Source organism: Paenibacillus hodogayensis (assembly GCF_039536325.1).
In the GTDB taxonomy this organism is placed as follows: domain Bacteria; phylum Bacillota; class Bacilli; order Paenibacillales; family NBRC-103111; genus Paenibacillus_AB; species Paenibacillus_AB hodogayensis.
Genome location: NZ_BAAAYO010000002.1, coordinates 311,451 through 336,503, shown reverse-complemented (window position 1 = coordinate 336,503; position 25,053 = coordinate 311,451). Strand labels below are relative to the sequence as shown.

Below are 25,053 nucleotides of genomic sequence, written 5' to 3'. Positions count from 1 at the left end.
TGTGCTATAATGGCGTAAGAACCACTACCATACACACGGAGATGAGGGATCGCTCATGAGCGGCCGCACCGTATTGCTGGTGGACGGTATGGCGCTGCTGTTCCGCGCCTATTACGCCAGCGCCTACAGCGGATATATCAAGAAAACGAGCGCCGGCCTGCCGACTAACGCAGTGCACGGATTCGTCAAATATTTTACCGACGCCGTCAAGCGGTTTCGTCCGACGCATGTCGTATGCTGCTGGGATATGGGCAGTTCCACGTTCCGAACCGAGCAGTTTGCCGATTACAAAAGCAACCGGGGCGCTCCGCCGGAAGACCTGATTCCCCAGTTCGATCTGGTCAAGGAAGTCGTCGACAGCTTTGGGGTGCCGAATATAGGGCTGCGCGGCTACGAAGCGGATGACTGCATCGGCACGCTGGCCCGTCATTATGCCGACGATTCGGGGGCGCACGTATTCGTGCTTACCGGCGATCACGATCTGCTGCAGATCGTGGCCGAGCGGGTCCACGTCGTCATCATGAAGAAGGGGCTGTCCAACTATGCCGTTTACGATCTGGCCGCCCTGTTCGAGGAGCGGGGACTGACGCCCGGACAAATTATCGAGTTGAAGGGGCTAATCGGGGATACGAGCGACAATTACCCGGGTGTAAAGGGGATCGGCGAGAAAACGGCGCTAAAGCTGCTGGCCGAATACGGAGATATCGACCAGATATTGGCCAACCTCGATTCGCTGTCGGCAAGCGTGCGCAAGAAGATCGAAGCGTCGCTGGATATGCTTCATCTGTCCCGGGACTTGGCCACGATCCGCTGCGACGTGCCGGTCAGCTGCCCGATCGACGGCTGTCTCTGGTCACCCGATCCGCTCCGTCTGCGGGACAAGTTCGAGGAGCTGGAGTTCAAGGGACTGGCTCAGCAAATCGGCTAATCAAGCAAGATCCAAGGTGGATCGCAACGCATCGCCCAAACCGTGCCGGCAGGTCGTTGTGCATTAGCCGACCCAACCCGCTGGAGTCAAAGACTATACCTACATACCGGAGGAACCGACATGCCAGATATGTTAGTCAAATTGTACGAATTGCCGGAGAAAACGACGATTATCAACCAGCTTGCGGAAGGCGGAATCGTCATCCGCCGGGGACTCGCTCCGGAAAAGCATATCGTCAAGGATTGGGTGCGCCGCACGTTTAGCGAGCATTGGGAAAGCGAAGTCGACGTTGCGTTTTCCCGCCAACCGGTATCGTGCTTTATCGCAACGGAAAACGACAAAGTGGTAGGCTTCGGCTGCTATGAGGCTACCTGTAAAAACTACTTCGGTCCGACCGGCGTCGACCCGTCGATGCGCGGCAAAGGCGTCGGCAAAGCGCTGCTGCTCGCCTGCATGCACGGCTTGCACGACGAAGGCTACGCATACGCGATTATCGGTGGGGCCGGTCCGACGGAGTTTTACAACAAGGCGGTAGGAGCCATTCCGATCGCGGATTCCATTCCGGGCGTATACAAAGGCATGCTGAAAAAGGTCCAAGAATAATCTTGCGCTGCGCCGGCAGGACGGTCAGGCGACGAAGCGGTACTTGAACGTTTCGGCGGCGGCTGACGGGCAATAGATGAAATCTACCAAAAAAAGGCGCATACTGGACTTAGGTCTTGGGAGAAACCCTCTGGAGACTGGTTCAAGTGGCGTCTTTTTTTCGCTATAATGAAATAGAAAATGAGAGGTCGGATAAGCGGCTTGAGAGGGGGAGGGGCATCATGGCAAGACGTTGGCTTCCGCGATTGCGGGACTGGGACAGCCGGTTGTTCCGTTGGTGCAACCGTTCGATCCGCCATGTGTGGCTGGACCGGTTGTTCGGATCGCTGACCCATCTGGGAGGGGCGATCTTCACGATATCGTTTGTACTGGTTCTGGTGCTTCTGGCCCCGGAGCCATGGAAGGACATAGGCTGGAAAAGCCTCGTATCGCTGGCGGTCAGCCATGCGGTCGCGGCGCTCATTAAGCGGAAGGTAGACCGGATTCGGCCCTATATGGCGATGGGCGAAGTGATAACCGGACCGAATCCGCTCAAGGACCCTTCCTTTCCGTCGGGCCATACGACAGCCGCGTTCTCGGTGTTCGTGCCGTTCGCGCTGGCCTCGGCCTGGCTGTCGCTGCTCGTGCTGCCGCTGGCCGCCATCGTGGGCGTGTCGCGCATGTATTTGGGGCTGCACTATCCGTCGGACATCTTGGCCGGCTGCTTTATCGGGACATTCGTGTCGCTGGTCGCCGCAACGGTGATTTGAGGCGGTTAGGGGCCGAACGGCTATTCGCGATCGCTGTCGTGCGTATCGTGCTCGCCGGGGTAGCCTCCTCGGTCAAGTCCCTCGTGAAGCTCGCGATTCTCGTAGACGAACCGGTTCGGAGGCCGCTGATCTTCTCGCCACGGCGAGCTTTTACCGAGCGTTTCGGCATTGCTTATGGAGCCGTACGGCCCCTCGGGAAATTCCTCTGCGGCTAGATCGTTGCGCTGCGATTCGACCGTAGCCAGATCGGTATAGTCGCTGCGTTGTTCCTGAAGAAAGCCGTCGCGCGAATCGCTTGCGGGCTGCTGCTTGTCGGACATAACAAAACCCTCCTTGGACAATGATGGATGCTTTCATTGTTCCTCGGGAGGGCTTTTTTTATGAATACGGTTTAAATATCGGTAAAGTTGACCATCCCGACTATTTCGATCAAGAAGCTGCGCAAATCTTCCGCATCCTCCTCGGACAGCTTGTAGACGTATTCCAGATAGCCGGCTTCCTCCAGATCGTCCGGGCCGATAATCGCCGTTTTGCCGGACTGAATGTCGGTAATGAGCTGTTTCCCGAAAAAGCGGCTTGTCGTCGTAATCGCCAGATCGAAGCGCTGCATCGACGGCGAAATAAAGCAGACGAAGCGCGTTCGCGTCTCCTCGGTATGGTCGTACAAAAAATCGAAAGCGTTCGCGGACATGACAGGCCTCCGTCATCGTTTAGGGTACTTCGATTATACCTCAACGCGCTCGGCCAGCAAAGCGGAAACATCCGCGCAAGGCTCCTTGCCCCATTCGGCTGGGATGCGGCAGGACGCCGGTGAGGGGAAAAACGCCTTGATGGCCGGTTGTAATTCCTTCCTCTTTCTGGTAAGATGGAAAGGAATTGAATCGATCGGCCGGAGGAAGCACCTCTTCTACTAACGTGGAAGGGGTGCTTTTTGCCGTGCGGTCGTAGCGAAAGGGGAATGGGGATGAATCTTGTATTTTTGAGCAGTTTTGAGAAGGAGGCACCGGAAGGAGAGGGCGTCGTTACGGCCCAAGTATCGATTGCCGAGCAGTTCGGCGAATGGCATGTCTGGTGGTACGAGCCGGAGAGGGAAGGGACGCCGTCCCAGGAAAGCTGGTATACGGGCCCTTCCTGGGACGAGATGATGGCCGAATTCCGGACGCGGACGGCGGAGAAGCGGCAGGTTGGCTTTCGTCCGCTCGTTGGCCCAACGGCCGATCCGGACGCGGCGGCGGAAGGCTCCGGCGACAGAGGAGCGCTGCTGCGCAAGCTGGAATATTACGGCGAGCTGCATGCGGACGCCGCTCTGTACGAGACGCTGCGTCGCTGGCGCAACAGCCAGGCGGCCAGCGAAGGAAGATCGCCGTTTATCATAGCCTCCAACCGGCTGCTCAAGATGGTCAGCGCCTTCAAGCCGCATACGCCCGAGGAGCTCCGGCAAATTCCCGGCTTCGGGGAGCAGAGGGTCAGTCTGTATGCCGATGGCATTTTGGCCCTTACGGGAGGCGAGCGCGGGGAACGGCAGACGGCTTTCCCGCTCGACTGGGTGAGCGAAGCGGTCGATACGGCAGCCGCCGAGCAATGGGTTCGGCAAAGGCAGGAGCAGCGCCGCAAGGACGATACGGCCAAGCAGGAGCTGAAGCGCAAGCTGCTGGAGGGGATCGCTGAGGGTACGTCGATCGACGAGATGGAGCAGGCGTTGCCGTTAAGCCGCCGCGAGCTGGTCAGCCGCATGGAGGAGCTGGACAAGGAGGGGTGCGATCTGGAGCCGCTGATCGAGAGGGAACTTGCCGCCGTTCCCGGCCATCTGGTAGAACGCGCATGGGGCGAGTTCGCTTCTTCCGGCGACCGCTTTCTCCGCCCCATACTTCAACGGTTGTATGACGAGAAATCGCTGGACGAATCGGCGCTTACCCGAGCTTATGAATGGCTTAGGCTGCTGCGCGTCCGCTACCGCAATTCGAAACCAGCTTCGTCAGCGCCTCCGGCTGTCCAGGAAGAAAACGCCCAAACGGCGCCGGAGAAGTCCGCCTGATGGCCGGGATCGCGTAAGCGTTCCCATCCGATGAGCTGCTCCTTGCCGGACAGTCGTCGCATACCAACAAAACTACGCCAAGCGGCCTTTTCGGCGTTAAGCGCAGCATTTCTACACAAACAGCCCGCACGTCGGATCGCGACGGCGGGCTGTCTGTTGGCGGAGCAACCTCAAAACCAGTTCTTTTTCTTGAAAAACCAGAACATCGACAAACCGACGCCGAAGATGACGGCCAGTACGGCGAAATAGCCATGCGGCGTATGCAGCTCCGGCATATTGTCGAAGTTCATGCCGTAAATGCCGGTGATGATCGTCATCGGCATGAAGATCGTCGTCAGCGCCGTGAAGATCCGCATGATTTCGTTCGTCCGGTTGGACAGGCTGGACTGGTACGCCTCGCGCAAGTTGCCCATCAGATCGCGGAACGTTTCGAATTCCTCGGTAATTTTCACGGCGTTTTCGTGAATGTCCCCGAAATATTTTTGCAGTTGATCGTCGATCAGCTTCAGCTCGCGGCGGTTCAGCGCCCAGATCAGGTCGCGTTGCGGAACCAGCATTTTTTTGAGCCACAAAATTTCGCTGCGCAGCCCTATAATTTCATTCAGGTGCGATTTTTTCGTATGCACGAGAATGTCTTCCTCGAGACGTTCGATTTTTGCCTCGATCCGGTCCCCGACGATAAAATAGTTGTCGACGACAAGGTCGACGAGATGGTACAGAAAACGGTCCGGCGAGTTGACTTCCTCTTCCCACAGCACCGGCTTGATCGAACGGACTTCATTGATTTTTTGGCGGGTTACGGTGATGATGACATGCTTGAACAAAAATATATTCAGCGAGCGAAGAAAAATTTCCTCGTCGTCGAAACGAATGCTGTTGATAACGATAAAATAGTGCGAGTCGTACAGCTCGAGCTTCGGCCTTTGCTCCTCGTCGTTCAGACTGTCCTCGACGGCCAGGTCGTGCAGCTGAAACAACGGCTGCAGCATTTCCAGATCCTCTAAATTCGCATCGATCCAATAAAAGCCGTTATCCGGCATCGTCAGCGCTGCGGATACATCCTCGATCTGGGTAAACAATCCGTTTTGTACCAGACGTACCTTCATCTGTCTCACCCCTTAGCAGTGTTCCCCGCTTGTGCGGGATATCACCATGCGATTTTCATTTGCTTGAAGCGCCAACTAAGACACAGCAAACGATCCGCTTACGCTGCTCGGGAACGACAAGGGGCCATCCGGTTTCATTGCGCGCTTGCCGGAAAGCGCGATGCATCGGATAACGGGTCCCGTTGCCGTTCGCGGCTATTCAGTTGATTCGTTGACGGTCCGGGTCGGTCCCCATCCATGCATCGTTCACTCCTTTACGCGTGTATTCGTTTATTAACCTCAATAAGGACGGTCGCTTCACCGATGGATCGGTTAAGGCGCCGCCGCCCGAGGCAAGCCATCTGCCTGAGCTTGTCTTGGCTTGTCGGGGAACATTGTTTAGTATAACGCTTAGGCTGCCGGACGCACAAGACGCCCGGGCACAGATTATTTTCGCGGCCTTCTATAACGTATTCCGTACGGGGGTCAACGGTGTACAGGGACGAAGAGAGGATGCGATCCGTCTTGACGAAATCGTCCCAATCGGCTATTGTAAGTATACAAACCAAATAGCTTGCTGACTCATCAAGAGTAGGTGGAGGGACCAGCCCTATGAAGCCCGGCAACCGACAAATCCGTCGCCGACGGAGATGCACGGTGCTAATTCTTGCGGGAGCGCGAATGCGTTTCTGAGAGATGAGAGAGGACATGCGCGTGAGAAACGACGACCTTTCTTCATCTATGGAGAAAGGTCTTTTATTTTGCCAAGAGGAGTGATCGCCATGCCAATTAAAGTACCCGACCATTTACCTGCCAAAGAAGTATTGATCAATGAGAATATTTTTGTGATGGACGAGACGGTGGCGTTTCACCAGGATATCCGGCCACTTAAAATAGCGATATTGAATTTGATGCCCACGAAGGAAACGACGGAAACGCAAATATTGCGCCTGATCGGCAACACGCCGTTGCAAGTCGAATTCGTTCTGCTTCACCCGAAGTCGCATATCTCGAAAAACACGAGCGCCGAGCATCTCAATACGTTTTATCAAACGTTCGACGACATCAAGGACGACTATTTCGACGGCATGATTATTACCGGCGCGCCTGTCGAGCAGATGGAATTCGAGGAAGTCAACTATTGGGAAGAGCTCAAGCAGATTATGGACTGGACGAAGACGAACGTCACGTCGACGTTGTATATATGCTGGGCGTCCCAGGCCGGCCTTTACCACCACTTCGGCGTGCCGAAATATCCGGTATCGGACAAAGTGTTCGGCGTCTTCCCGCATACGACGACGGCCAAGCATGTGAAGCTGCTGCGCGGTTTCGACGAGCTGTTTTTCGTGCCGCAGTCGCGCCATACCGAAGTGCGCAAGGAAGACATCGAGAAGGTGCCGGAGCTGGAAATCTTGTCCGAATCCGAAGAGGCCGGCATTTACCTGGTGGCGACCAAGGACGGCAAACATATTTTTGTAACGGGCCATTCCGAATACGACACTTGTACGTTAAAATGGGAGTATGACCGGGATGTGGCGAAAGGCTTGTCCATCGAGGTGCCGAAAAACTACTTCCCGAATAACGACCCAAGCCGCGAGCCTCGCGTCACCTGGAGGGCGCACGCCAACCTGCTATACTCCAACTGGCTCAACTATTACGTCTACCAGGAGACGCCGTTCGATCCGGCCGCGCTGAAGAAAAAGCCGGCCTGGGACGAAGAATGGCTGGCGTATGGCGCCGGCCTGTAAGCAGCCGCTTCGGACGATGCAAGAAGTCCGATGAAGAAGCAAGCGAACGTTTGCAAGGATGCTGGAGCGAACTTGTTCACCGAAACTTTTTTGAGGCAAGACGCTTGGTTTGCATAGCGGAGCCGCCGCTCGCGACGGTTCCCTCTTTTTGCCCCCATCCCCACTATACCTAGGAGGATTATCAAATATGAAAATCGAAAGCCGTTTGGCGCAAATCGGCTCGCAATCCGAACCCGTTACCGGGGCTGTCAGCTTCCCTGTCTACCAGGCGACTGCCTTCCGCCACCCGCAGCTGGGCAAGAGCACGGGCTTTGACTACTCGCGCACGAAAAATCCGACCCGCTCCGTGCTCGAACAAGCGATTGCCGAGCTCGAATCGGGCGATGCGGGCTTCGCCTGCAGCTCCGGGATGGCGGCGCTTCAAACGATTTTCGCCAAGTTTGGTCAAGGCGATCATCTGCTCGTCTCGCTTGATCTGTACGGCGGCACATACCGGTTGATCGAGAAGGTGCTCGGCCGGTTCGGGGTAACGGCAACGTATATCGATACGAACGACCTGGACGCTCTGGAAAGCGCCAGCCGTCCGAATACGAAGGCGGTCGTCATCGAGACGCCGACAAATCCGCTGATGATGATTACCGATCTGGCCAAAATCTGTACGTGGGCCAAAGCGAAGGGATATCTCACGATCGTGGACAACACGCTGCTCACGCCATACTTCCAGCGTCCGATCGAGCTGGGCGCCGACATCGTTATTCATAGTGCAACCAAATATTTGGGCGGCCACAACGACGTGCTCGCCGGACTTATCGTAACGAAGGGTGCGGAACTGTCCGCCGAGATGGCTTTCCTGCACAATTCGATCGGCTCTGTGCTCGGTCCCCAGGATTCGTGGCTGCTCATGCGCGGAATGAAAACGTTGGCGCTGCGGATGGAGCGACACCAGTATAACGCGACGAAAATCGCCGAATATTTGCAAACCCATCCTATGGTGGAAGAAGTGTTTTATCCGGCGCTGCCGGACCACCCGGGTCACGACGTCCAGAACGCCCAATCGTCGGGCAACACCGGCATCTTCTCGTTCAAAATGAAGGATGCCCGCACGATCGAGCCGATCCTGCGCCATATCCGGCTGATCGCCTTCGCGGAAAGCTTGGGCGGCGTGGAATCGCTGATGACGTACCCGACGGTGCAAACGCATGCCGACATCCCCGAGGAAATCCGCCGCCAGATCGGCGTCGACGACCGGCTGCTGCGCTTCTCCGTCGGCATTGAGCATGTGGACGATCTGATCGCCGACCTGTCGAACGCATTCGATGCGGCGAAGGCGGAGCTGGAATAGGTCCCGACTAACCGGCACAAACGGTTGCACCCACTGGAAAAAGGCTGCTTGCGCAGCGGACGGCACATACGTGCCGCCGCGGCGAAGCAGCCTTTTTTTGCGTGGAGAGGTACCAAACGCGGATGATCCCGATCATTGACCATTCGCGAGGTTAACCGTTACGGTGCGGAATCGTCAACGACATGAAAAGTTGCCGCCGTTAATGACCCGGGGTGAACGAGCCGTAGGTTGCGGCCGTAACGCTGCCGGACAAAGGCGATTCGCCTTCCCAACTCACCGAGTTCACTTTGTACCAGCGGGCTGGCGCTCCGCTTGCTGCCGTGTCGGTATACGCGTTACCGGTTACGGCTCCGGCGTTCAACCGGACGTAAGGGCCGGATTCGCTGTCCGCCCGATACACGTTGTACCGTTCCGCTCCGGTTACGGCGCCCCATGTCACCTGCACCGACGATCCTCCGGGCTGCGCCTGCAAGCCGGCAGGGATGCCCGGTCCGTTCCAGGCAGTCATATTATCGAAGTAGACGAGTCCGTCGGACCGCTGGTTGAAGACGCGGAATGCCCCGATCGACGGTATGTTCGCGGCATAAGGGCCGTTGTATTTTTCCGTCAGCGTTCCGTTCTTGGGACCGGCTTTGACGGACAACAGGTTGTTTTTGAAATCGAAGTCGAGCTGGACCGTATACCAGGCATTCAGCTGAAAACCGGGCAGCAAATAGTAGTACGTCCCTCCCTGATCGCGGTAGCGCAGCCCGTTGGCAGCCTCGGTGATCAGCTCGGCAAAATTCGTCCCGGTGTAGATCAGATGCTTATCGCCGGCGAAGGTGGCGCTGCGGCTGTAATCGAACCGGAAATGCGCCGTTTCGCTCGCTTCGGTGAAGGCGTAATTGAATCGCCCGGAGGCGTCCTTCGGTACGGAGATACTCTTGTCGCTTGCGCTAGGCAAGGCGGCGACAGGCCAATTCGCAGGCCATGCCGCCGGAGCGCCGTAAGGCTGGCCGGCGACGCCGTCGTTGAAGTCGACGATTAGCGGCTTGGCGTCGCGGTAAGTAGCGGTCGTCACCGTAGACGACAAGAGCGATTCTCCGCCGGCGTTCACCGCGCTGACCCGGTAACGGTAAGTCGTGCGCTCGGCCAGGCCGAGATCGCTGTAAGCGGGAGCCGTCAGCTTGCCGGTGTCCAGCTCGGCGAACGCGCCTTCGGCTCCTTCAGCACGGTAAATCCGGTATTTGTCCGCACCCGGCACGGCGTTCCAGGTCAGGTCGACCGACTTGCGGCTTGCGGAAGCTTGCAGGCCGGTCGGTGCGTCCGGACCTGTCCAGGCCGAGAAATTGTCGAAGTACAGATTCCCGGTCGAGCGCTGGTTGTAAATCCGGAATGAGCTGACATAAGGAGAAGCGGCGGCGTAAGGTCCGGAGAAGCGATCCGCGAGCGTGCCGCCCTTCGGTCCCGTACGGATCGTCAGCGTGCCGGCAGCGAAGTTGTAGTCGGCTTCCACGGTATACCATTCATTCAATTGATAGCCGGGAATCAGATTCGTATAAGCCCCGGTCTGATCGCGGTAACGCAAGCCGTATACCGCATCCGTCACCAGCTCCGCAAAGTTCGTCCCCGTATAGATCAGATGCTTGTCCCCTGCGAAGGTAGCGTCCCGCATATAGTCGAACCGGAACTTGGCCTGGTCGGCCGGCGCGGTGAACGCATAATTGATCCGCCCCTCGCCGCCGCCGGGCACGGCGATGCTTTTATCCGCGCCATCCGGCTTAGCAGCGACGAGCCACGAGGCAGGCCAAGCCGCCGGATACGCATACGGCTGACCGACGACGCCGTCGTTGAAATCCACGGTCAAAGCCGCGGCGGGTCTGCTCGTTATGGCCTTGGCCGACCATGACAACGGCGATTCGCCGCCGCCCGTCTGCGCGCTTATTTTGTAATAATATGGTTTCTCGTAATTCAGACCGCTGTCGGTGTAAGTCGTTCCGGCAACCGGGGACGTGCTGATTTTGCTGTACGAGCCGAATGGCGTCTCCGCACGGTAGACGTGGTAACCGCTCGCTCCCGGCAGCGCGGACCAGGTCAGCTTAACCGAGCTGCTGCCGAGGGTCGTCGCCTGAACCGATACGGGGGCGCCGGCGATCGGCGTACGCGGCAGGGCAGGGACGACGCCTTCCGGGAAAGCCGGAATTGTCAATTCATTCAAATATTTTTCCAGGTTCGTATAGCCGTCTCCGGTATAATCGCTTTTGCCGTCGGCCGGATTGTTCGGGTCGAGCCCGTGCTCCCGCTCCCATACGTCCGGCATGCCGTCGCCGTCCGTATCGGCGGGTACTTCTCCGGTATTCAAGGTCGGCCAGACGAGGGAAACCTTGACCGCGTTTTTGACGGCAAGCGCGGCGGCGGTCTCGGCATTGTGCGGCTCGGCGGTGTAGATCACATGGCCCGTGCCGGTCTTCACGCCGGTAACGATCGACTCGTCCAGCGAGTCGCGTATCGGCAAGCTCGCCCCCGCGTAACGCAGCACCTTGTCGTAGGCGGCTTCGGGCGTATCGTTCGGCGACGGGTTCGGGAAAGGAAACGGCGTGCTCACGAACGCCCCGGGATTGGTCGTAGCGCCGGCCAAGTTGTTCGGATGGCTGTTCGGCGAGAAGCTGCCGTCCGCCCGGTAAGCCACATTGCCGGTCAGGGCGATGCGCGCATCGAGATTGTTCGCTTCCGCCAGCTTGTCCGGGTATTGCGTGCTCGGCCCGGCCTTGTAGTAGTTGTTGATCATATTGCCAATCGTGCTGAAGCCGTACATGCTCTTGTAGCCCCAGCCGTAAATGACGTTATTGCGCACGTCGATCGATTTGCCGTCGAAGCGCGGGTTGCGGCTGTCGTTGTTGGCCAGCAAGTTGTAGTAGTAGGTAGCATTTTTGCCGCCCCAAATGCCGCCGTAACCGTGAAAGCCTTTGTCGGCGACGTTCGAGTACACGATCGGATTCGTGATGAAGCTGTATTGCATCGTAAAATTTTCGTTCTGATAAAAGGAGGCCGACTCGTCCGTTCCCCAACTCGACGAAATATGGTCGAATATGAGCTGCTTGCGAAACCGGCCGGACGTGCCGTCCACATCGACGCCGGCTTCGTCGCCGGTGCGGAACCGGATAAAGCGGACAATCAGATTGTCGCCGTGGAAGTAGACAGCGTGCTTCTTGAAGGTAATGCCGTCGCCGGGCGCGGTTTGTCCGGCAATCGTCAGATTCGACGTAATTACCAGAATGTGCGATTGCAGCTCGATCGTGCCGGATACCTTGAATAGAATCGTCCGATTGCTCTGGCTGACCGCATCGCGGAACGAACCGGGGCCGGAGTCGTTCAGGTTCGTCACGTAATAAACGTCTTTGCCGCGGCCCCCTGTGGCGTACTTGCCTCCGCCTTCGGCACCAGGAAAGGCCGGAATCGTGCCGGGGACGACCGGCGACGGCGGAGCGGGCGGATCGAGCGGCGTTCCGACCGGAGGACCGACGATAACGGAGTACATGTTGCCGTAGCCGATATGGCCGACGGCCTGATTGCCTCCCAGCTTGACGGCGCCTTTTTTGAAGGTGCGGGCGTACACCTTATACAGCAGCGTAGCGGTCACATTGCCCGAGCTGTCTCTCGTCGCCGCCTGCAGTGTTTGGCCGGTATCCGACCAGCCGCCCTGCGTGTTCAGCCAGTAGTCCGAATTAAACGGATCGGCGCCGGCGCTGTCTGCGACCATCGCCACGTAAACGGTTGCATCATCGTCGATGTCGAAAGTCAGAAACGGATCGGTCGGCTCGTTCTTGTGGGTGAGCAGTCCGGCCGTCTGAATGTAAGACATGCCGGCATAGCTGCCTATGGAGCTGAACGTTGTCGCCGGATCGTTCGAGTAAACCGGCTTGCCCGCTTGCAGGTTCGTGTCTACATAGTAAGGAATCGGGTCGTACCATTCGTTCACGGTCTGGATGCCGGATATCGAGACCGGCGCTGCAAGCGCTTTCGTTTCCGGCAGCAGGCCGACAGCAAGCGTGGCGACCAGCAGCCATATTGTCGCTTTTTTCATAAGCTCCTCCTTATGCGTTGTCCTTTGGGCGTCCTTTGGACGTCCGCAACACTGCGCAGTGTCGTCCTTATCGTAGCAAACATCTGCGGTACCGTTCAGGTTCATTTTTTCGCCTCAAGGTACATTTCTCAAGATTATCAGGCCAATTCGGCGGCTGTAGGCGTCTTTCCGAACGATCGTCACCTGGGCGAAGAGATGTACCTTGTTCGCGCCCCGGTCTTTTCGTTAGAATCCAAATTACGGATCCGTACCGAACAACCGACCAATTCGAGGGGGCTTTGCATGGAGTGAACGAGACCGGACCGGAGGACGTACTAATCGTAAGGAGTTGTGTCATTTGAAACCAATTGCAACCGCTTCCGAGCATACGGTAGCCGCACGCGCCGCCCCGAGCCGCCAGCCGGGCAGATGGAAGAGGCTCGGCAAAGACATTGCCAAATCGAAATATTTGCATTTGCTGGCGATTCCAGGCGTCATTTACTTTCTGATTTTTCATTATGTGCCGATGTATGGCGTCATTATCGCGTTCAAAGACTTTTCGCTGGCCAAAGGCATCGCCGCCAGCCCGTGGGTGGGCTTCGACCAGTTCGTCAAATTTTTCAACCATATGTACTTCTGGCGCATCATCAAAAACACGCTGGCGCTCAGCCTGCTGCAGCTGCTGATCGTATTTCCCGCGGAGATATTGTTCGCTCTGCTGCTGAACGAGCTCAGGCAGAAGCTGTACAAGCGCTTCGTTCAGACCGTCAGCTATTTGCCGCACTTCATCTCGCTGCCTGCGGTCGTCGGCATGCTGTTCATGTTTTTGTCGCCGGTCGACGGGGTCGTCAATACGACGCTGCACAAGCTGATCGGAATGGAACCGATCAATTTCATGGGCAACTCGGACTGGTTCCGGCCGCTTTTTATTTTATCCGATCTGTGGACCGAGGTGGGATGGGGCGCCATCATCTATTTGGCCGCTTTGACCAACGTGAATCCGGATATGTACGAGTCGGCGTCGCTGGACGGGGCCGGCCGCATCAAAATGATCTGGCACGTTACGCTGCCGGCGATTCAGCCGACGATCGTCGTCATGTTTCTGCTGCAAATCGGCAAAATGATGTCGCTCGGCGCCGAGAAGGTGCTGCTGATGCAGTCGCCGGTCACCTTTGAAGTATCCGACGTCATCAGTACGTTTGTCTACCGCAGAGGGCTCGAATTCGGCGAGTACAGCTTTACGACCGCCGTCGGCTTCTTCAATTCCCTGATCAATATCGCGCTGCTGCTGTCGGCCAACTGGATCGTGAAGAAAACGACCGACCACAGCTTGCTGTAAGGAGGGCAGAATATGATAACAGACCGTTCCTTCTCGTCCAAAGTGCTGGACATTGTCGTTCACGCCGTCATGCTGCTCGTGCTTGCGGTTACGCTGTATCCGATCCTGCATATATTTGCCGCCTCGTTCAGCAGCGCGCAAGCGTACAATTTGGGCAAAGTGACCTTTTATCCGGTAGAATTCAGCTTGAAGGCGTATAAGCTGATTTGGGAAGCGGGAGCCGTTCCGCGCGCTTTTCTCAATTCGGTGCTGTATACGACGGTAGGCACCGCCATCAGCATGATTTTGACCACCTCGCTCGCCTATGCCTTGTCCCGCAAGAGGCTGGCGCTGCGCAAGGTGTACATGATTCTCGTCCTGATCACGATGTACTTCAACGGCGGCCTGATTCCGAACTTTTTGCTGATCAAGCAGCTGGGGTTATACAATACGTTGTGGGCGCTTACGCTGCCGACGGCAATTTCGGTATATAATCTGATTATCATGCGCTCGTACTTTCAGGCGATTCCCGAGGAAATCGACGAATCCGCTTATTTGGACGGCGCGAACGATATCACGATCTTCGTCCGTATCGCCCTGCCGCTGTCGCAGGCGGCGCTGTTCACGATCGGCCTGTTCTATGCGGTCGCTTACTGGAATTCCTGGTTTTCCGCTTTGCTGTATTTGAAAAACATGGACAGTTACCCGCTTCAGATGGTGCTAAGACAAATCATCATCCGTTCCGAGCTGCTCATGCAATCGGTTCAGGCGGGCGAGGTATCCGCCAGCGAGATGGCTGCCATCGACGTAACGTCCGTCAAATTCGCCACGCTGTTTATCTCGATCGGTCCGATGATGCTCATCTACCCGTTCATTCAGAAATATTTCGTCAAGGGCGTCATGATCGGCTCGCTGAAAGGCTAACTACCGACAAGCTGGGGGGATTCGCATATGAATAAAAAAGCGCTTACAGTTTCCATCGCGGCATTGATGGCCGTCACGATCGCATCGGGCTGCACCAAACAGGAAGAGACCGCAAGCCCGCCGTCCGACGGCAAGCAGCCGGCCGGAGCGGGAACGACTGCCGGCAAGTATGACAAGCCGTTGACGATCAACATCTCCCGTCCGATTACAGAGGCGTCTACGTTGAAGGACGACCTCGAGGCGAAGATGCTCAAAGAGAAATTCAATCTCGTCTTCAAGGCGGAGGACTACCCGCGGAACGACTGGCCGATCAAATCTACGCTTCTATTCGCTACCGGGGAAGGTCCGGAATATTTGCCCATGGTGCGGGACCAGTGGAAATCGCTCGAATGGATGGCTTCCGGCTACCTGAGACCGTTCGAGAAGGACGAATTGGCCACGAAGCTGTCCAATTACCGGAAGATCTGGACCGACGAAGAATGGGACGCGATCTACAAAATCAATCAATACTCCGACGGCAAGCTGTATTATTTGCCGGGCAAGAGGACGTTGAAGGTCAACCAGGCGTGGCAGTACCGCAAAGACTTGTTTGACAAGTACGGCCTAAAGTTCCCGACTACGCCGGACGAGATGTATACGGCGCTGAAGACGATCAAGGACAAGACGGGACTGATTCCGGTCGTCACGAACGGCAACGCTTCTTCTCCGCTGTGGGGCGTGAACTTGTTCTTCCAGGTGTTCGGTTTGCCCGATTTGGCTCTAAACTGGACGTCGTACGTCGATCCGGCCACGAAGGAATTCGTCGCGTATCCGTTCGCGGACGACCGGTACCGCGATTTCCTGATCTTCCTGAACAAGATGTACAAGGAAGGGCTGCTGCTGAGAGACTTCGCCACGGCTACCGCCGATCAGACCAAAAAGCTGATTGCCCAAGGGAACAATGTCATCGCCTTTACGACGTCGGATCCGACCTACAACAACAATTTGCAAAAGGCGGCCGTTCCCGACGTCAACTGGGCTTGGACGGACAACTACGAGTTTCCGTCCAAAGATCCGAAGAAGGTCATCTATAAGCGCGAGCCGCTGTATTCCAACTGGGGGCCGGCGATCAAGAAGGGGACGAGTCAGGAGAAGGTCGACCGTATTCTCGACTACTTGAACTGGTCGCTCTCGGATGAGGGTCAGCTGTGGTATACGTTCGGCAAAGAAGGCGTCACGTATGAGATGAAGAACGGCTCGCCGGTTTATTTGCCAAACATGTCCAACCCGTCCAAAGCCGAAGGCGACAAGCTGCCCAACTACGGCATCAGCATCGGCTGGATCGGCAGCGGGTTCGTTACGACGCACAAGGCGCTGGACGAGACGTATTCGAAGACGAAGCTGGACATGGCCGACGTTATCATGAAGAAGCCAAACTATTACGGGCACATCGAGCCGGCGCTGCAATTTACGGAAGCGGAGCGGCAGAAGCTCGTCGATCTGGAGACGAACCTGAACGCGGTCCGCGACGAGTATTGGCTGAAGCTGATTATGGGCAGCCTGGACCCGTCGAACGACGGCGACTGGAAGAAGTTCATGGACGCCGCCAACAAAGCCGGCCTGCAGGAAGTCGTCAAGCTGCGGACCGAAGCGTACAAGAAAGCGAACAAGGGCTAGAACGGGGAGTCGAATCTAGGCAGGCAACAAACGGATGAGCGGCGAACAAGGCTTTGGGTGCGAGAAGAACTCGTAATGCTCCTTCGAGCACTAAGCTTCCGGCGGACCGTGCAGACAGGGCCTGTGAGGGCCTATGGAGGGCGTGAAGAGCCTATGGAGGGGCGTCGCTCGGAGTTAGTGCTCCTTTGAGCATTAACTCGCGCCAAGACCGTTACATTTGCGGAAATAATGCTCCTTCGAGCACTATCCATCCGGCGAGCCGGGCAGACCGGGCCTCTGAGGGCCCATGGAGCGCCTACCTCCCGGAGTTAGTGCTCTTTATAGCATTAACTCTCGCCAAGCCCGTTCCATTTGCGGAAATAATGCTCCTTGGAGCACTAAGCATCCGGGCAACCGGCCAAACCGGGCTTGTGAGGGCCTATGGAGGGCCCGTGGAGGTCTGCCGCCCGGAGTTAGTGCTCTTTCGAGCGTTAACTTGCGTCAAGCCCGCTTCATTTGCGGAGATAATGCTCCTTCGAGCACTAAGCATCCGGGCAACGGGTTAAACCGGGTCTGTAAGGGCCTATGGGGGGCCTGTCGCCCGGAGTTAGTGCTCTTTTGAGCATTAACTTGCGCCAAGCTCGCGCCGCTAGCGGAAATAATGCTCTTTCGAGCACTAAGCATCCGGTGAACCCGGCCAAACCGGGCCTGTGAGGGCTCAGGGAGGGGGCGATGAGCCTATGGGGGCGGGTAGAAGGCCTATAACGGGCTATGGAATGTCGCCCGGAGTTAGTGTTCTTTCGAGCGTTAACTCGCACCAAGCCCGCTCCATTTGCGGTAATAATGCTCCTTCGAGCACTAAGTATCTGGTGAAAATGCCTAACCGGGCCTGTGAGGGACCAGGGAGGGGAGCGATGAGCCTGGGGGGCGCGTAGAAGGCCTATAACGGTCTATGGAATGTCACCCTGAGTTAGTGCTCTTTCGAGCGTTAACTCGCGCCAAGCCCGCTCCGTTTAAGGAAATAATGCTCCTTCGAGCACTAAGCATCCGGCGAGCCGACCAAACCGGGCCTGTGAGGGCCCGTGGAGGACCTGTCGCCCGGAGTTAGTGCTCTTTCGAGCGTTAACTCGCGCCAAGCCCGCTCCATTTGCGGAAATAATGCTCCTTCGAGCACTAACCATCCGGCGGAACGGCCAAACCGGGCTTGTGAGGGCCCATGGAGGGTGTGTGGTTAGCCTATGGAGGGCGCGTGTAGGGCCTATAACGGTCTATGGACTCTCCCCCGGAGTTAGCGCTCTTTCGAGCATTAACTCGCGCCATACACCACTGTCGTTGTTTGCCGCTCCCGTTAAAGTTGCCGTCATTGCGGCTCCCCCGTCTGCTTGTAGGCGGAAGGGACGATGCCCATTACCCGCTTGAAGGCGCGGCGGAACGAATGGGTGGAATTGTAGCCCGCTTTCTGGGCGATCTCGTCGATCGAATCGCGCCCCTCCAGAATAAGTTGGCGGGCGAGCCCGATGCGCAGCGTCTCAACGTAGGTGCTGAATGTCTCCCCGGTCTGCTCGCGGAAAAACTGCGACAAGTACGATTCCGACATGTTGAATCGGGAGGCTGCTTCGGCCAGAGAGAGGCCCGGGTCCGTGAACGTATCGCCAAGATAATCGCATATGGCTTGAGCCAGCCGGGTGTTGCGGCTTTTTTTGCCGGCTTCCACCAGCCTGCACAGCAGCTCGAAACGGGCGGCCACCTCGTCCATGCCTTTGAGGCCGGCGGGCGACTGCATGGCAAGCGGCTCGTCCTTATCCGGCTCCGCCTTAATCTGATCGCGCAGCTTATGCAGGGTGGAGTGCATGTCGTTCAGCAGCGATTGCATCATGTCGGGCGTCAAGACGCGGACGGACTCGTTCTCGTGGCGAATATGCTCCACAAGGCGGCGCGTCTCTTCGACCGTGCCCGCCTTGACGAGGTTCATCAGCTTGATCTCGATCTCCGTCGGGTAATAGTAGGCCGTATATTCCTTCTTGATATCCGCATACCAAACGACCGGCTCCGTCGACGGTTCTTCGGATAATTGCCGGCCGAGCGCCTGGCGGGCTTCTTGGAACGAATAGCTGGCATCGGTCAGGAGGGCGTACGTGCCGCCTACGCCGATCAACGGCGCCGCGCCGCCGCGCTCGCGGATATCGGCAAGCAGCCGTTCCAGCAGCCCGCCGATTTTGCCGGCGAAAGCGGCTGGATCCTTATCCTCCGAAGAGAGAAGGACGGCCAGCTCGTTCTCGTTGGCGATATGGACGAAGCTCCGGCCCGGAAACGCCTGCTCGATCACGGCTCCTGCATATTCGCGCAGCACGTCCAACTCCTCCAGAACGGCCGGGTGCAGCGAGGCGGGGTGCCGGTATCTGCGGAGCAGCACGACGGCGAAGGCTTCGCCGGAGATGGAGAGTCCGACATACGATTGCAGCTCCTCCATGCCGGCGCGGTCGCCGAACTCCCCTTTCAGCAGCCGGTCGAAAAATACCGTCCGCAAGGCGGCGTTCTTGAACTCGAGCGTGCTCTGCAAATGCTGATGGTCCGTAATCAGATGGTTGATGCTGCCGCGCAAATAGCTGAAATCGTCCGCTTCCCCGCGTGCGGCCGGACTCTCGTCCTCGCGGGTGCGTGTCCAAAAGTCTTTAAGCGTCCCGAGCATTTCCCGGAACGGCTTCGAGCTGCGGTAGGCGAATAGCACCGAGAATAGCAGGCCGACGAGCAGCGACAGCGCCGCCACGGCAACGGCGATATTGCGGATGCGGATGACGTCCCCCATCACTTCCTCGAGCGGTAGCGCCGACACGTACGTCCAGTCGTTATAGGTTGAGCGCGCATAGACGTACATGACGTTTTCGCCGTTCCGCTTCAGGATCGAGTGTCCTTCGTGCGGCCCCTGATCGAGCCCCGGTATGGCCCCTTTGCCGAAATAACCGCTGTCCCCGCCCATAATGAACCGCCCGCTGCCGTCGATGATGGCGAACCGGTCGCTGTCGCTGCCCTTGGAGCCGATGAGCCGGTTGATGTCTTTGACGTCAATCAGGAAAGAGACGACGCCCAGGCTCGTATCCGCAGGCTGGATCGGCAGCGACGACGTGTAGGCGATAACCGTGCGCTCTTCGCCGTTCGCGAACGCTTTTCTGGCGGGGAAGACCGTCTTCATATAGCGCCTGTCGAACAACTGTCCGTGCCATTCCCCGTAACTGACGCCGTCGTAACGGAAAGCGTCTTCATAAAACTGCTGCGTGGCATTCACCGTCTGGTCGCTAGTGAAGACGAGATCGCTTCCCTTGATTGCGATGTAGAACGACGAGCTTTGCAGCGAGCTGCCGGTAACGACGGCGCGCGAACGAATTTCGTTCAAATAGTCCCACACATCATACCAGAGCGGGGAGTTGCCGAAAGCCGCCTCGATTCGCATCAGACGGCTCAGCTTGACGTCTAGAGACAACTGAATGAAGGTCTCGTCGAGATCGTTTAGCGCCCGGTCCAAAATATCCCGCGTTTGCTCCAGCACGGTCAGCTTGCTTTGCCGCGCTTCGCGCTCCACGATCTGCACCGCCTCGTTATAGGCGAAGCTGGCGAGCAGCAGGGGAAGCAGCAAGATGAACAGGTACGGAATGAGAAACCGGCGGAAAAACGTTTTGTTGAATAACGCTTCTTTAGGAAACTTCACTGAATCGGACCCCTCTGACTCAGAAATCGATTACCCTTATTTTATCACTATTTTCGGCTTTCCGCTCAAAGATTCTTTCTCGCGCGGAAGGCCCTTCGGCTTGTCGCAGACGAGAAGCCCGATTTCGACATAGAGCTTCCCGGCTTGCACCGCGTCCGCCGCTGCGGCGCACTACTATGCTTCGAACGGCGATTATGATAATATAGCTGTAAATGTGACTTCATAAGTCAGATATGCGTTAGAGCAGGCGCGAACTGAAGCTGCAACAGCGGGACGGAAAGGTAGGACTTCGAATGGCTAACAGACCTAGCCGTGCGACGCTTTCCAAACGAATGGACGATATGGTTCGCTCGATTCGAGACGAGATCGTATCGGGCAAGCGGAAAGTCGGCGATTATTTGCCGTCCGAACGCGAGCTGGGAAAGCTGTATTGCATCAGCAACAAATCGGTCAGACATTGTCTCGACGTTTTGGTCGGGGAAGGCTTGATCGAGAAAATACCGAAGGTAGGCAACCGGATCGCCGACGGGGCCGACAACAACTCGATAACGATCCGCTTCGGGTGCCACCTGTCGACGGTCGACGAGACCGATCTGGGGACGCTAATATCCCAGTTTCATAAGCAATACCCCCGTATTCGCGTGCAGACGATGATGCTGGAGCATTATGTAAGCGTGCGGCAGACGCTTGAGACCGGCATTATGGACGTAGTGACCGTCAACATTCCGAATTACCGCGAATTGGTCGAGTCGGACGCCCTCGATCTGCTCGAACCGCAGCAGCCGAACCGGGACATTTATCCGTATTTGTACAAGGCGTTTTCCTCGCATCAGGGCGATATGCGCGTTCAGCCGCTTACGTTTTCCCCGGTCGTCCTTTGTTACAACCGGGACCATTTTCGCGAGAAAAACATGCTGGAGCCGGACAGCAGCTGGACATGGGAAGATCTCAAGCGCGCTTCGGCCCAACTGGCCATTCCGAACGAACGGTACGGCTTTTATTTTTACCTGCTTTCCAACAACCGCTGGCCGGTCTTCTTGCTGCAAAGCGGTATGAAGCTGCCGCCCGGGGACGAGCCGGCGCGCATATGCGACGGGACCTGGATGGACATGCTGCGGCTATGCAGGGACACCTTGGTCAACGAGACGAGCGTGCCGCTATTTTATGAGGAAGCCGACGCGGAGAAGCTGTTCCGGCAAGGCAAAGTGTCGATGATCATGACCACCTACTTCAGCCTGAACGAGCTCAAGAAGGCCGATTTCGAATACGACATCGCCCCGCTGCCTTACATCGAATCTCCCAAGACGCTGCTCGTCGCCATCGGCCTGGGCATTCATGCGAGGTCGGAGCAGAAGGAGGCGGCGCAGACGTTCGTCGATTTCCTCACGTCCTACTCCTCCCAGCTGAACATCCGCCAGCGGACGCTGAGCATTCCCGCGCTCAAGCCGGCAGCGGAATGGATCGGTTCGGAGACGATGTACCGTCCGCTGCGCTATCCGATGCACCGGGATATCGTCCCGACTTACCGGACGTACAGCGATATGAATGTGACGATGGACATGCTGGCGGCTATACTCGGCGAGGCGAAGCTGTACTGGGCCGGGCTGGAGTCGGAGCAGACTGTATGCGTGAAAATCGAGCAGGCGTTAAACGAACTGCGGGCCGCCAAAACGACCCTGTCTTGAAGCCGGACTTCGCTTAGCGAAGCCGGCTTTTTTTCGTTCGTGTCCGTTACCTTCGCTAAAGCGGGTGGCATTCATCAGAAGCGGCTTCGATGTGGAGGTTTTTCTTATCGCTTCCCCATGGAGTCTGGGGGACGGGGTTGTGCGGTGTAGTATCCATATGTGCTTTTGTGAGTCAGAAATGAGTTATGAAAACAAATGTAAACGATTTTTTAAGTTGACAAAACGAACTTCCGTAGGTAGAATGAAGTCATTCAGAGTTAGCTGTGAGTTAAGTTAGCCGTTACATGACAACAGATACACTACTAACAAACGGAAAGCGGGAACAACATGAATCGAATCGCTTTGGTACCCGGTGCCGACGTGTGGGAAGAGATTTTTACCGATAAGCATCTGGATCGGCTCCGTCAACTTGGCGAACTCGTGGTCAATCCGGTTCCCGGCAATCCCGACAAACACCGTATCGCCGAACTGGTCCGCGAGGCGGATATCGTAATCACTTCCTGGGGCTGCCCGCCCTTTGACAGCGATATTCTCCGCGAGGCGAAGCATCTGAAGTTCGTCGCTCACGCCGCCGGCACGGTCAAAGGCATCGTGACGCCGGAGTTGATCGAACGTGGAGTCCGGGTCAGCAGCGCCAACGATCCTCTGGGCGTAGGCGTCGCCGAGACCGCGCTAGGCTTGACCATTACCGCGCTCAAGCGGATGTGGGAGCTGGCGCGCAGCACGAGGGAGGGCTTCTGGGACGAAGGCAAGGAGCGCATTCGCGAGATGTTCGACATTACGATCGGCGTTGTCGGTGCAGGCCGCGCGGGGCGCCACTACATTCGTCTGCTGAAGCAGTTCGAGGTCGATATCGTCGTGTACGATCCGATCCTTAGCCATGAGGAAGCCGTCACGCTCGGATGCCGCAAGGTGGAGCTGGAGGAGTTGCTTCGGCAGTCGGAGGTCGTCTCGATCCATGCGCCGTCCATCCCGGAAACGAACCATATGTTCAACGCCCGCACGCTTTCGCTCATGAAGGACAACGCGATTCTGGTCAATACCGCCAGAGGCAGTCTGATTCATGAAGAGGATCTGGTGCGCGAGCTTGCCAAAGGCCGCTTCATTGCGTGCCTGGACATTACGGAGCAGGAGCCGCCGAGCAAGGATCATCCTTTCCGCAGCTTGCCCAATGTCATCCTCATCCCGCATATCGCCGGCGCCGTCAACAACGGCAAGCAGCGTCTGGGCCGCTTTGTTGCAGATGAGATCGGCCGGTATTTGGCCGGAGAAGCGCTGGAAGGCGAAGTGAACCTGCAAAATCTTCACGTCATAGCCTGATTCCGGTTCCTCACTGGACGATTACCGTCATATCGAGCTTGGCAGGATTCGGGAGTCCCCCGCCTGCCTCCTGCTCTTACCTATATTGGAAGCGGTTGCCGCTTGCGTTATTCGAAGGACGTACTCTACATGGAGGTGGTCGCGCAGGCAAACATGCACCATGACAACAGCAGCAATGCTTTGCCGCTTGAAGCACCGTTTAAATGAAGGGGTTCGAAGCAATACTACGACCGGAAGTAACTTCGGTAACAGATCGAGGAGGATTCCATGAAAACGTTAAAAGTACTGGGCTCGGTCATGCTCGTCAGCACAATGGTGTTGAGCGCGTGCGGAACGAAAGAGAAAGAGCCGGCCTCGACGGGAACCGGCACGGGCGACGCAGGCAAAACCGCTGCGAATCAGAAGCTGGATTTGCGCTGGTTCATCTTTGCTCCGGCAAACGCTTCCCTGCCTTCCGCCGACAAAGACTTCGTGAAGAAAGCGATCGAGGAGAAGTTCAACGTCTCGCTCAAAATCGATTATTTGCCGTTTGGTACGGACTACGACAACAAGATCAACGTCATCATGACGACGGGCGATCATCCGGATATGTTCCTGGCCAACGGCGCGGCGAGCCAAAAGTTCGCGGTCGACGGCTTGCTGGCCGACCAAACGCCGTTCGTGACGAAAGAAACGATGCCGAACTATTTTAAATGGATCAAAGAAGACGAAATCAAAAACTATCAGCTGAAGGGAATCAAGTATTCGCGTTCCCCGATGCCTTTCCAGCGCAATACGTACGGTTCCTATTACGTACGCAAAGACTGGCTGGATACTTTGGGGCTGCAGCCGCCCAAATCGTATGACGAGCTGATGAACGTCATGCGCAAATTCACCAACGATGATCCGGACCGCAACGGCAAAAAGGATACGTACGGCTTCTCGGCGGCCGCCGCAGGCGGTAAGCTGCCACTGGACTTCCCGGGCTGGATCAACAACGGCCTCGTAGCGGACTTCATGATTGACGACAAAAACCTGGAGTTTGTCGAGACGCAAAGCAGCCTGAAGCTGCAAAATGTGCTGCAAAATGCGAAGGATATGATCAAGGACGGCGTCGTCGACCCGGACTGGTTCGTCAACAAGTCGCCGCAGCATTTTGACAAAGCGGCTCAGAACAAAGTCGGCGTAATTTGGTCTACCGACAAAAATATCTCTTTGGAATCGGTGCCGAACAGCGTGCAAAGCCGCACGAAGCAGATCGACCCGAAAGCCGACTGGCAGCCGATTTTCCCGTTCTCGAACCAGCCATACGGCTGGAAGCAAGGCACGACGGGCGGCGCAAGCCCGTTCCTGTTCTCCAAAACCGTAGCCGACAAAAATCCGGAGAAAATCAAACGCTCCGTGCAAATTCTCGACTGGCTCGCCAGCGAAGAAGGCTACCTGATGACTCACTACGGCTTGGAAGGCAAAAACTATAAAAAAGAAGGCAAGAAAATTACGATCGACCCGGCCTCTTATGAAACGGATGTCGTTAAAAACGGCAACTTCCTGGAAATCTGGAAGTTCTTCACGAACCTTGACGAGCCTTCGGTCCTCGGACTCGAAGTGATCGATCCGCGCGTATCCGACCGCGACCGCGCCATACTCAAGTTCGTCGAAGCGATTCCGAAGCATGCGGGCGAGCCGGTAGCTCTGGCGCCGCCGGAAGGCATGAACATCGGCGACTTCCGCAAGGAAATGGCCCGTCTGCAAAACGTCGTGCTGTTCGACGACAAGGACGCCTCGAACTGGCCGAAGTACCGCGAAGAGCTGATGAGCAAATACAAAGGCCAGCAAATTTTCCAATCGTACGTGGATCAAATCAATGCGGTTCGTCCGGCTGACAAGCAACTGAAGCCGTTCAAATAATAACGTTTCATGTGAATGGAGCGCGAGCAAGACTACCCAACCCTACAAA

17 protein-coding genes and 1 riboswitch are annotated in these 25,053 nt (G+C 56.8%); of the genes, 12 read left to right on the top strand and 5 right to left on the bottom strand.

Translation table 11 applies throughout. The features are described from left to right. Window positions 1-55 precede the first annotated feature (55 nt). The 3 genes from ABD796_RS06995 (at window position 56) to ABD796_RS06985 (ending at window position 2,280) form a co-directional block, all read left to right on the top strand. On the top strand, window positions 56-928 hold the full coding sequence (locus ABD796_RS06995) for a 5'-3' exonuclease (RefSeq protein WP_344905038.1): 873 nt from the start codon (window positions 56-58) through the stop codon (window positions 926-928). A gap of 120 nt (window positions 929-1,048) precedes the next feature. Then, complete coding sequence (locus ABD796_RS06990) at window positions 1,049-1,531, top strand: GNAT family N-acetyltransferase (protein WP_344905035.1); 483 nt, start codon at window positions 1,049-1,051, stop codon at window positions 1,529-1,531. Window positions 1,532-1,752: 221 nt separating this feature from the next. After that, complete coding sequence (locus ABD796_RS06985; RefSeq protein WP_344905032.1) at window positions 1,753-2,280, top strand: phosphatase PAP2 family protein; 528 nt, start codon at window positions 1,753-1,755, stop codon at window positions 2,278-2,280. A 20-nt stretch (window positions 2,281-2,300) separates the two neighbouring features. Here ABD796_RS06985 and ABD796_RS06980 read toward each other — a convergent pair whose 3' ends face one another. Together ABD796_RS06980 and ABD796_RS06975 are read right to left on the bottom strand one after the other, a co-directional pair. Continuing rightward, on the bottom strand, window positions 2,301-2,600 hold the full coding sequence (locus ABD796_RS06980) for a hypothetical protein (RefSeq protein WP_344905029.1): 300 nt from the start codon (window positions 2,598-2,600) through the stop codon (window positions 2,301-2,303). A 71-nt stretch (window positions 2,601-2,671) separates the two neighbouring features. Then, entirely contained in the window at window positions 2,672-2,971 is a 300-nt protein-coding gene (locus ABD796_RS06975; RefSeq protein ID WP_344905026.1) for a DUF3055 domain-containing protein, read from the bottom strand. 273 nt (window positions 2,972-3,244) lie between these two features. Here ABD796_RS06975 and ABD796_RS06970 point away from each other — a divergent pair, with 273 nt between their 5' ends. Then, window positions 3,245-4,315, top strand: a complete 1,071-nt coding sequence (locus tag ABD796_RS06970) for an HRDC domain-containing protein (protein ID WP_344905023.1) — start codon at window positions 3,245-3,247, stop codon at window positions 4,313-4,315. Window positions 4,316-4,485: 170 nt separating this feature from the next. Here the strand turns inward: ABD796_RS06970 and corA are convergent, their stop codons facing one another. Beyond that, window positions 4,486-5,421 carry a magnesium/cobalt transporter CorA gene (gene corA, locus ABD796_RS06965; protein WP_344905020.1) on the bottom strand — a complete coding sequence of 312 codons (936 nt, stop codon included), beginning with the start codon at window positions 5,419-5,421 and terminating at the stop codon, window positions 4,486-4,488. 558 nt (window positions 5,422-5,979) lie between these two features. Beyond that, window positions 5,980-6,103, top strand: a riboswitch (SAM riboswitch). A gap of 79 nt (window positions 6,104-6,182) precedes the next feature. On the opposite strand from corA, the gene metA reads away from it, so the two are divergent. Both metA and ABD796_RS06955 read left to right on the top strand, forming a co-directional pair. After that, window positions 6,183-7,148, top strand: a complete 966-nt coding sequence (gene metA / locus ABD796_RS06960; RefSeq protein WP_344905017.1) for a homoserine O-acetyltransferase MetA — start codon at window positions 6,183-6,185, stop codon at window positions 7,146-7,148. 187 nt (window positions 7,149-7,335) lie between these two features. Next, on the top strand, window positions 7,336-8,490 hold the full coding sequence (locus ABD796_RS06955) for an aminotransferase class I/II-fold pyridoxal phosphate-dependent enzyme (protein WP_344905014.1): 1,155 nt from the start codon (window positions 7,336-7,338) through the stop codon (window positions 8,488-8,490). Window positions 8,491-8,689: 199 nt separating this feature from the next. Here ABD796_RS06955 and ABD796_RS06950 read toward each other — a convergent pair whose 3' ends face one another. Beyond that, window positions 8,690-12,553, bottom strand: coding sequence for a fibronectin type III domain-containing protein (locus tag ABD796_RS06950; protein ID WP_344905011.1), 3,864 nt, complete (start codon window positions 12,551-12,553; stop codon window positions 8,690-8,692). Window positions 12,554-12,890: 337 nt separating this feature from the next. Between ABD796_RS06950 and ABD796_RS06945 the strand changes: the two genes are divergently transcribed. Genes ABD796_RS06945 through ABD796_RS06935 form a run of 3 tightly spaced genes read left to right on the top strand, consistent with a single transcriptional unit; the run spans window position 12,891 to window position 16,430 of the window. Further along, a complete protein-coding gene (locus ABD796_RS06945; protein WP_344905008.1) occupies window positions 12,891-13,871 on the top strand; it encodes an ABC transporter permease in 981 nt (326 codons plus the stop codon). 12 nt (window positions 13,872-13,883) lie between these two features. Then, window positions 13,884-14,774 carry a carbohydrate ABC transporter permease gene (locus ABD796_RS06940; protein ID WP_344905005.1) on the top strand — a complete coding sequence of 297 codons (891 nt, stop codon included), beginning with the start codon at window positions 13,884-13,886 and terminating at the stop codon, window positions 14,772-14,774. A gap of 27 nt (window positions 14,775-14,801) precedes the next feature. Continuing rightward, window positions 14,802-16,430 (top strand): type 2 periplasmic-binding domain-containing protein, encoded by a 1,629-nt coding sequence (locus ABD796_RS06935; protein ID WP_344905003.1) that lies wholly within the window; start codon window positions 14,802-14,804, stop codon window positions 16,428-16,430. A gap of 1,339 nt (window positions 16,431-17,769) precedes the next feature. On the opposite strand, the gene ABD796_RS06930 is transcribed toward ABD796_RS06935, so the two are convergent. Continuing rightward, window positions 17,770-20,112 (bottom strand): helix-turn-helix domain-containing protein, encoded by a 2,343-nt coding sequence (locus ABD796_RS06930; RefSeq protein ID WP_344905000.1) that lies wholly within the window; start codon window positions 20,110-20,112, stop codon window positions 17,770-17,772. A 293-nt stretch (window positions 20,113-20,405) separates the two neighbouring features. On the opposite strand from ABD796_RS06930, the gene ABD796_RS06925 reads away from it, so the two are divergent. From ABD796_RS06925 to ABD796_RS06915, 3 genes are all read left to right on the top strand, one after another. Continuing rightward, the gene (locus ABD796_RS06925) at window positions 20,406-21,797 is read left to right on the top strand and encodes an extracellular solute-binding protein (protein ID WP_344904997.1); all 1,392 of its coding nucleotides are present in this window, start codon (window positions 20,406-20,408) and stop codon (window positions 21,795-21,797) included. Window positions 21,798-22,124: 327 nt separating this feature from the next. Further along, complete coding sequence (locus ABD796_RS06920) at window positions 22,125-23,117, top strand: hydroxyacid dehydrogenase (protein ID WP_344904994.1); 993 nt, start codon at window positions 22,125-22,127, stop codon at window positions 23,115-23,117. A gap of 267 nt (window positions 23,118-23,384) precedes the next feature. Beyond that, a complete protein-coding gene (locus tag ABD796_RS06915) occupies window positions 23,385-25,004 on the top strand; it encodes a type 2 periplasmic-binding domain-containing protein (protein WP_344904992.1) in 1,620 nt (539 codons plus the stop codon). Window positions 25,005-25,053: the final 49 nt, after the last annotated feature.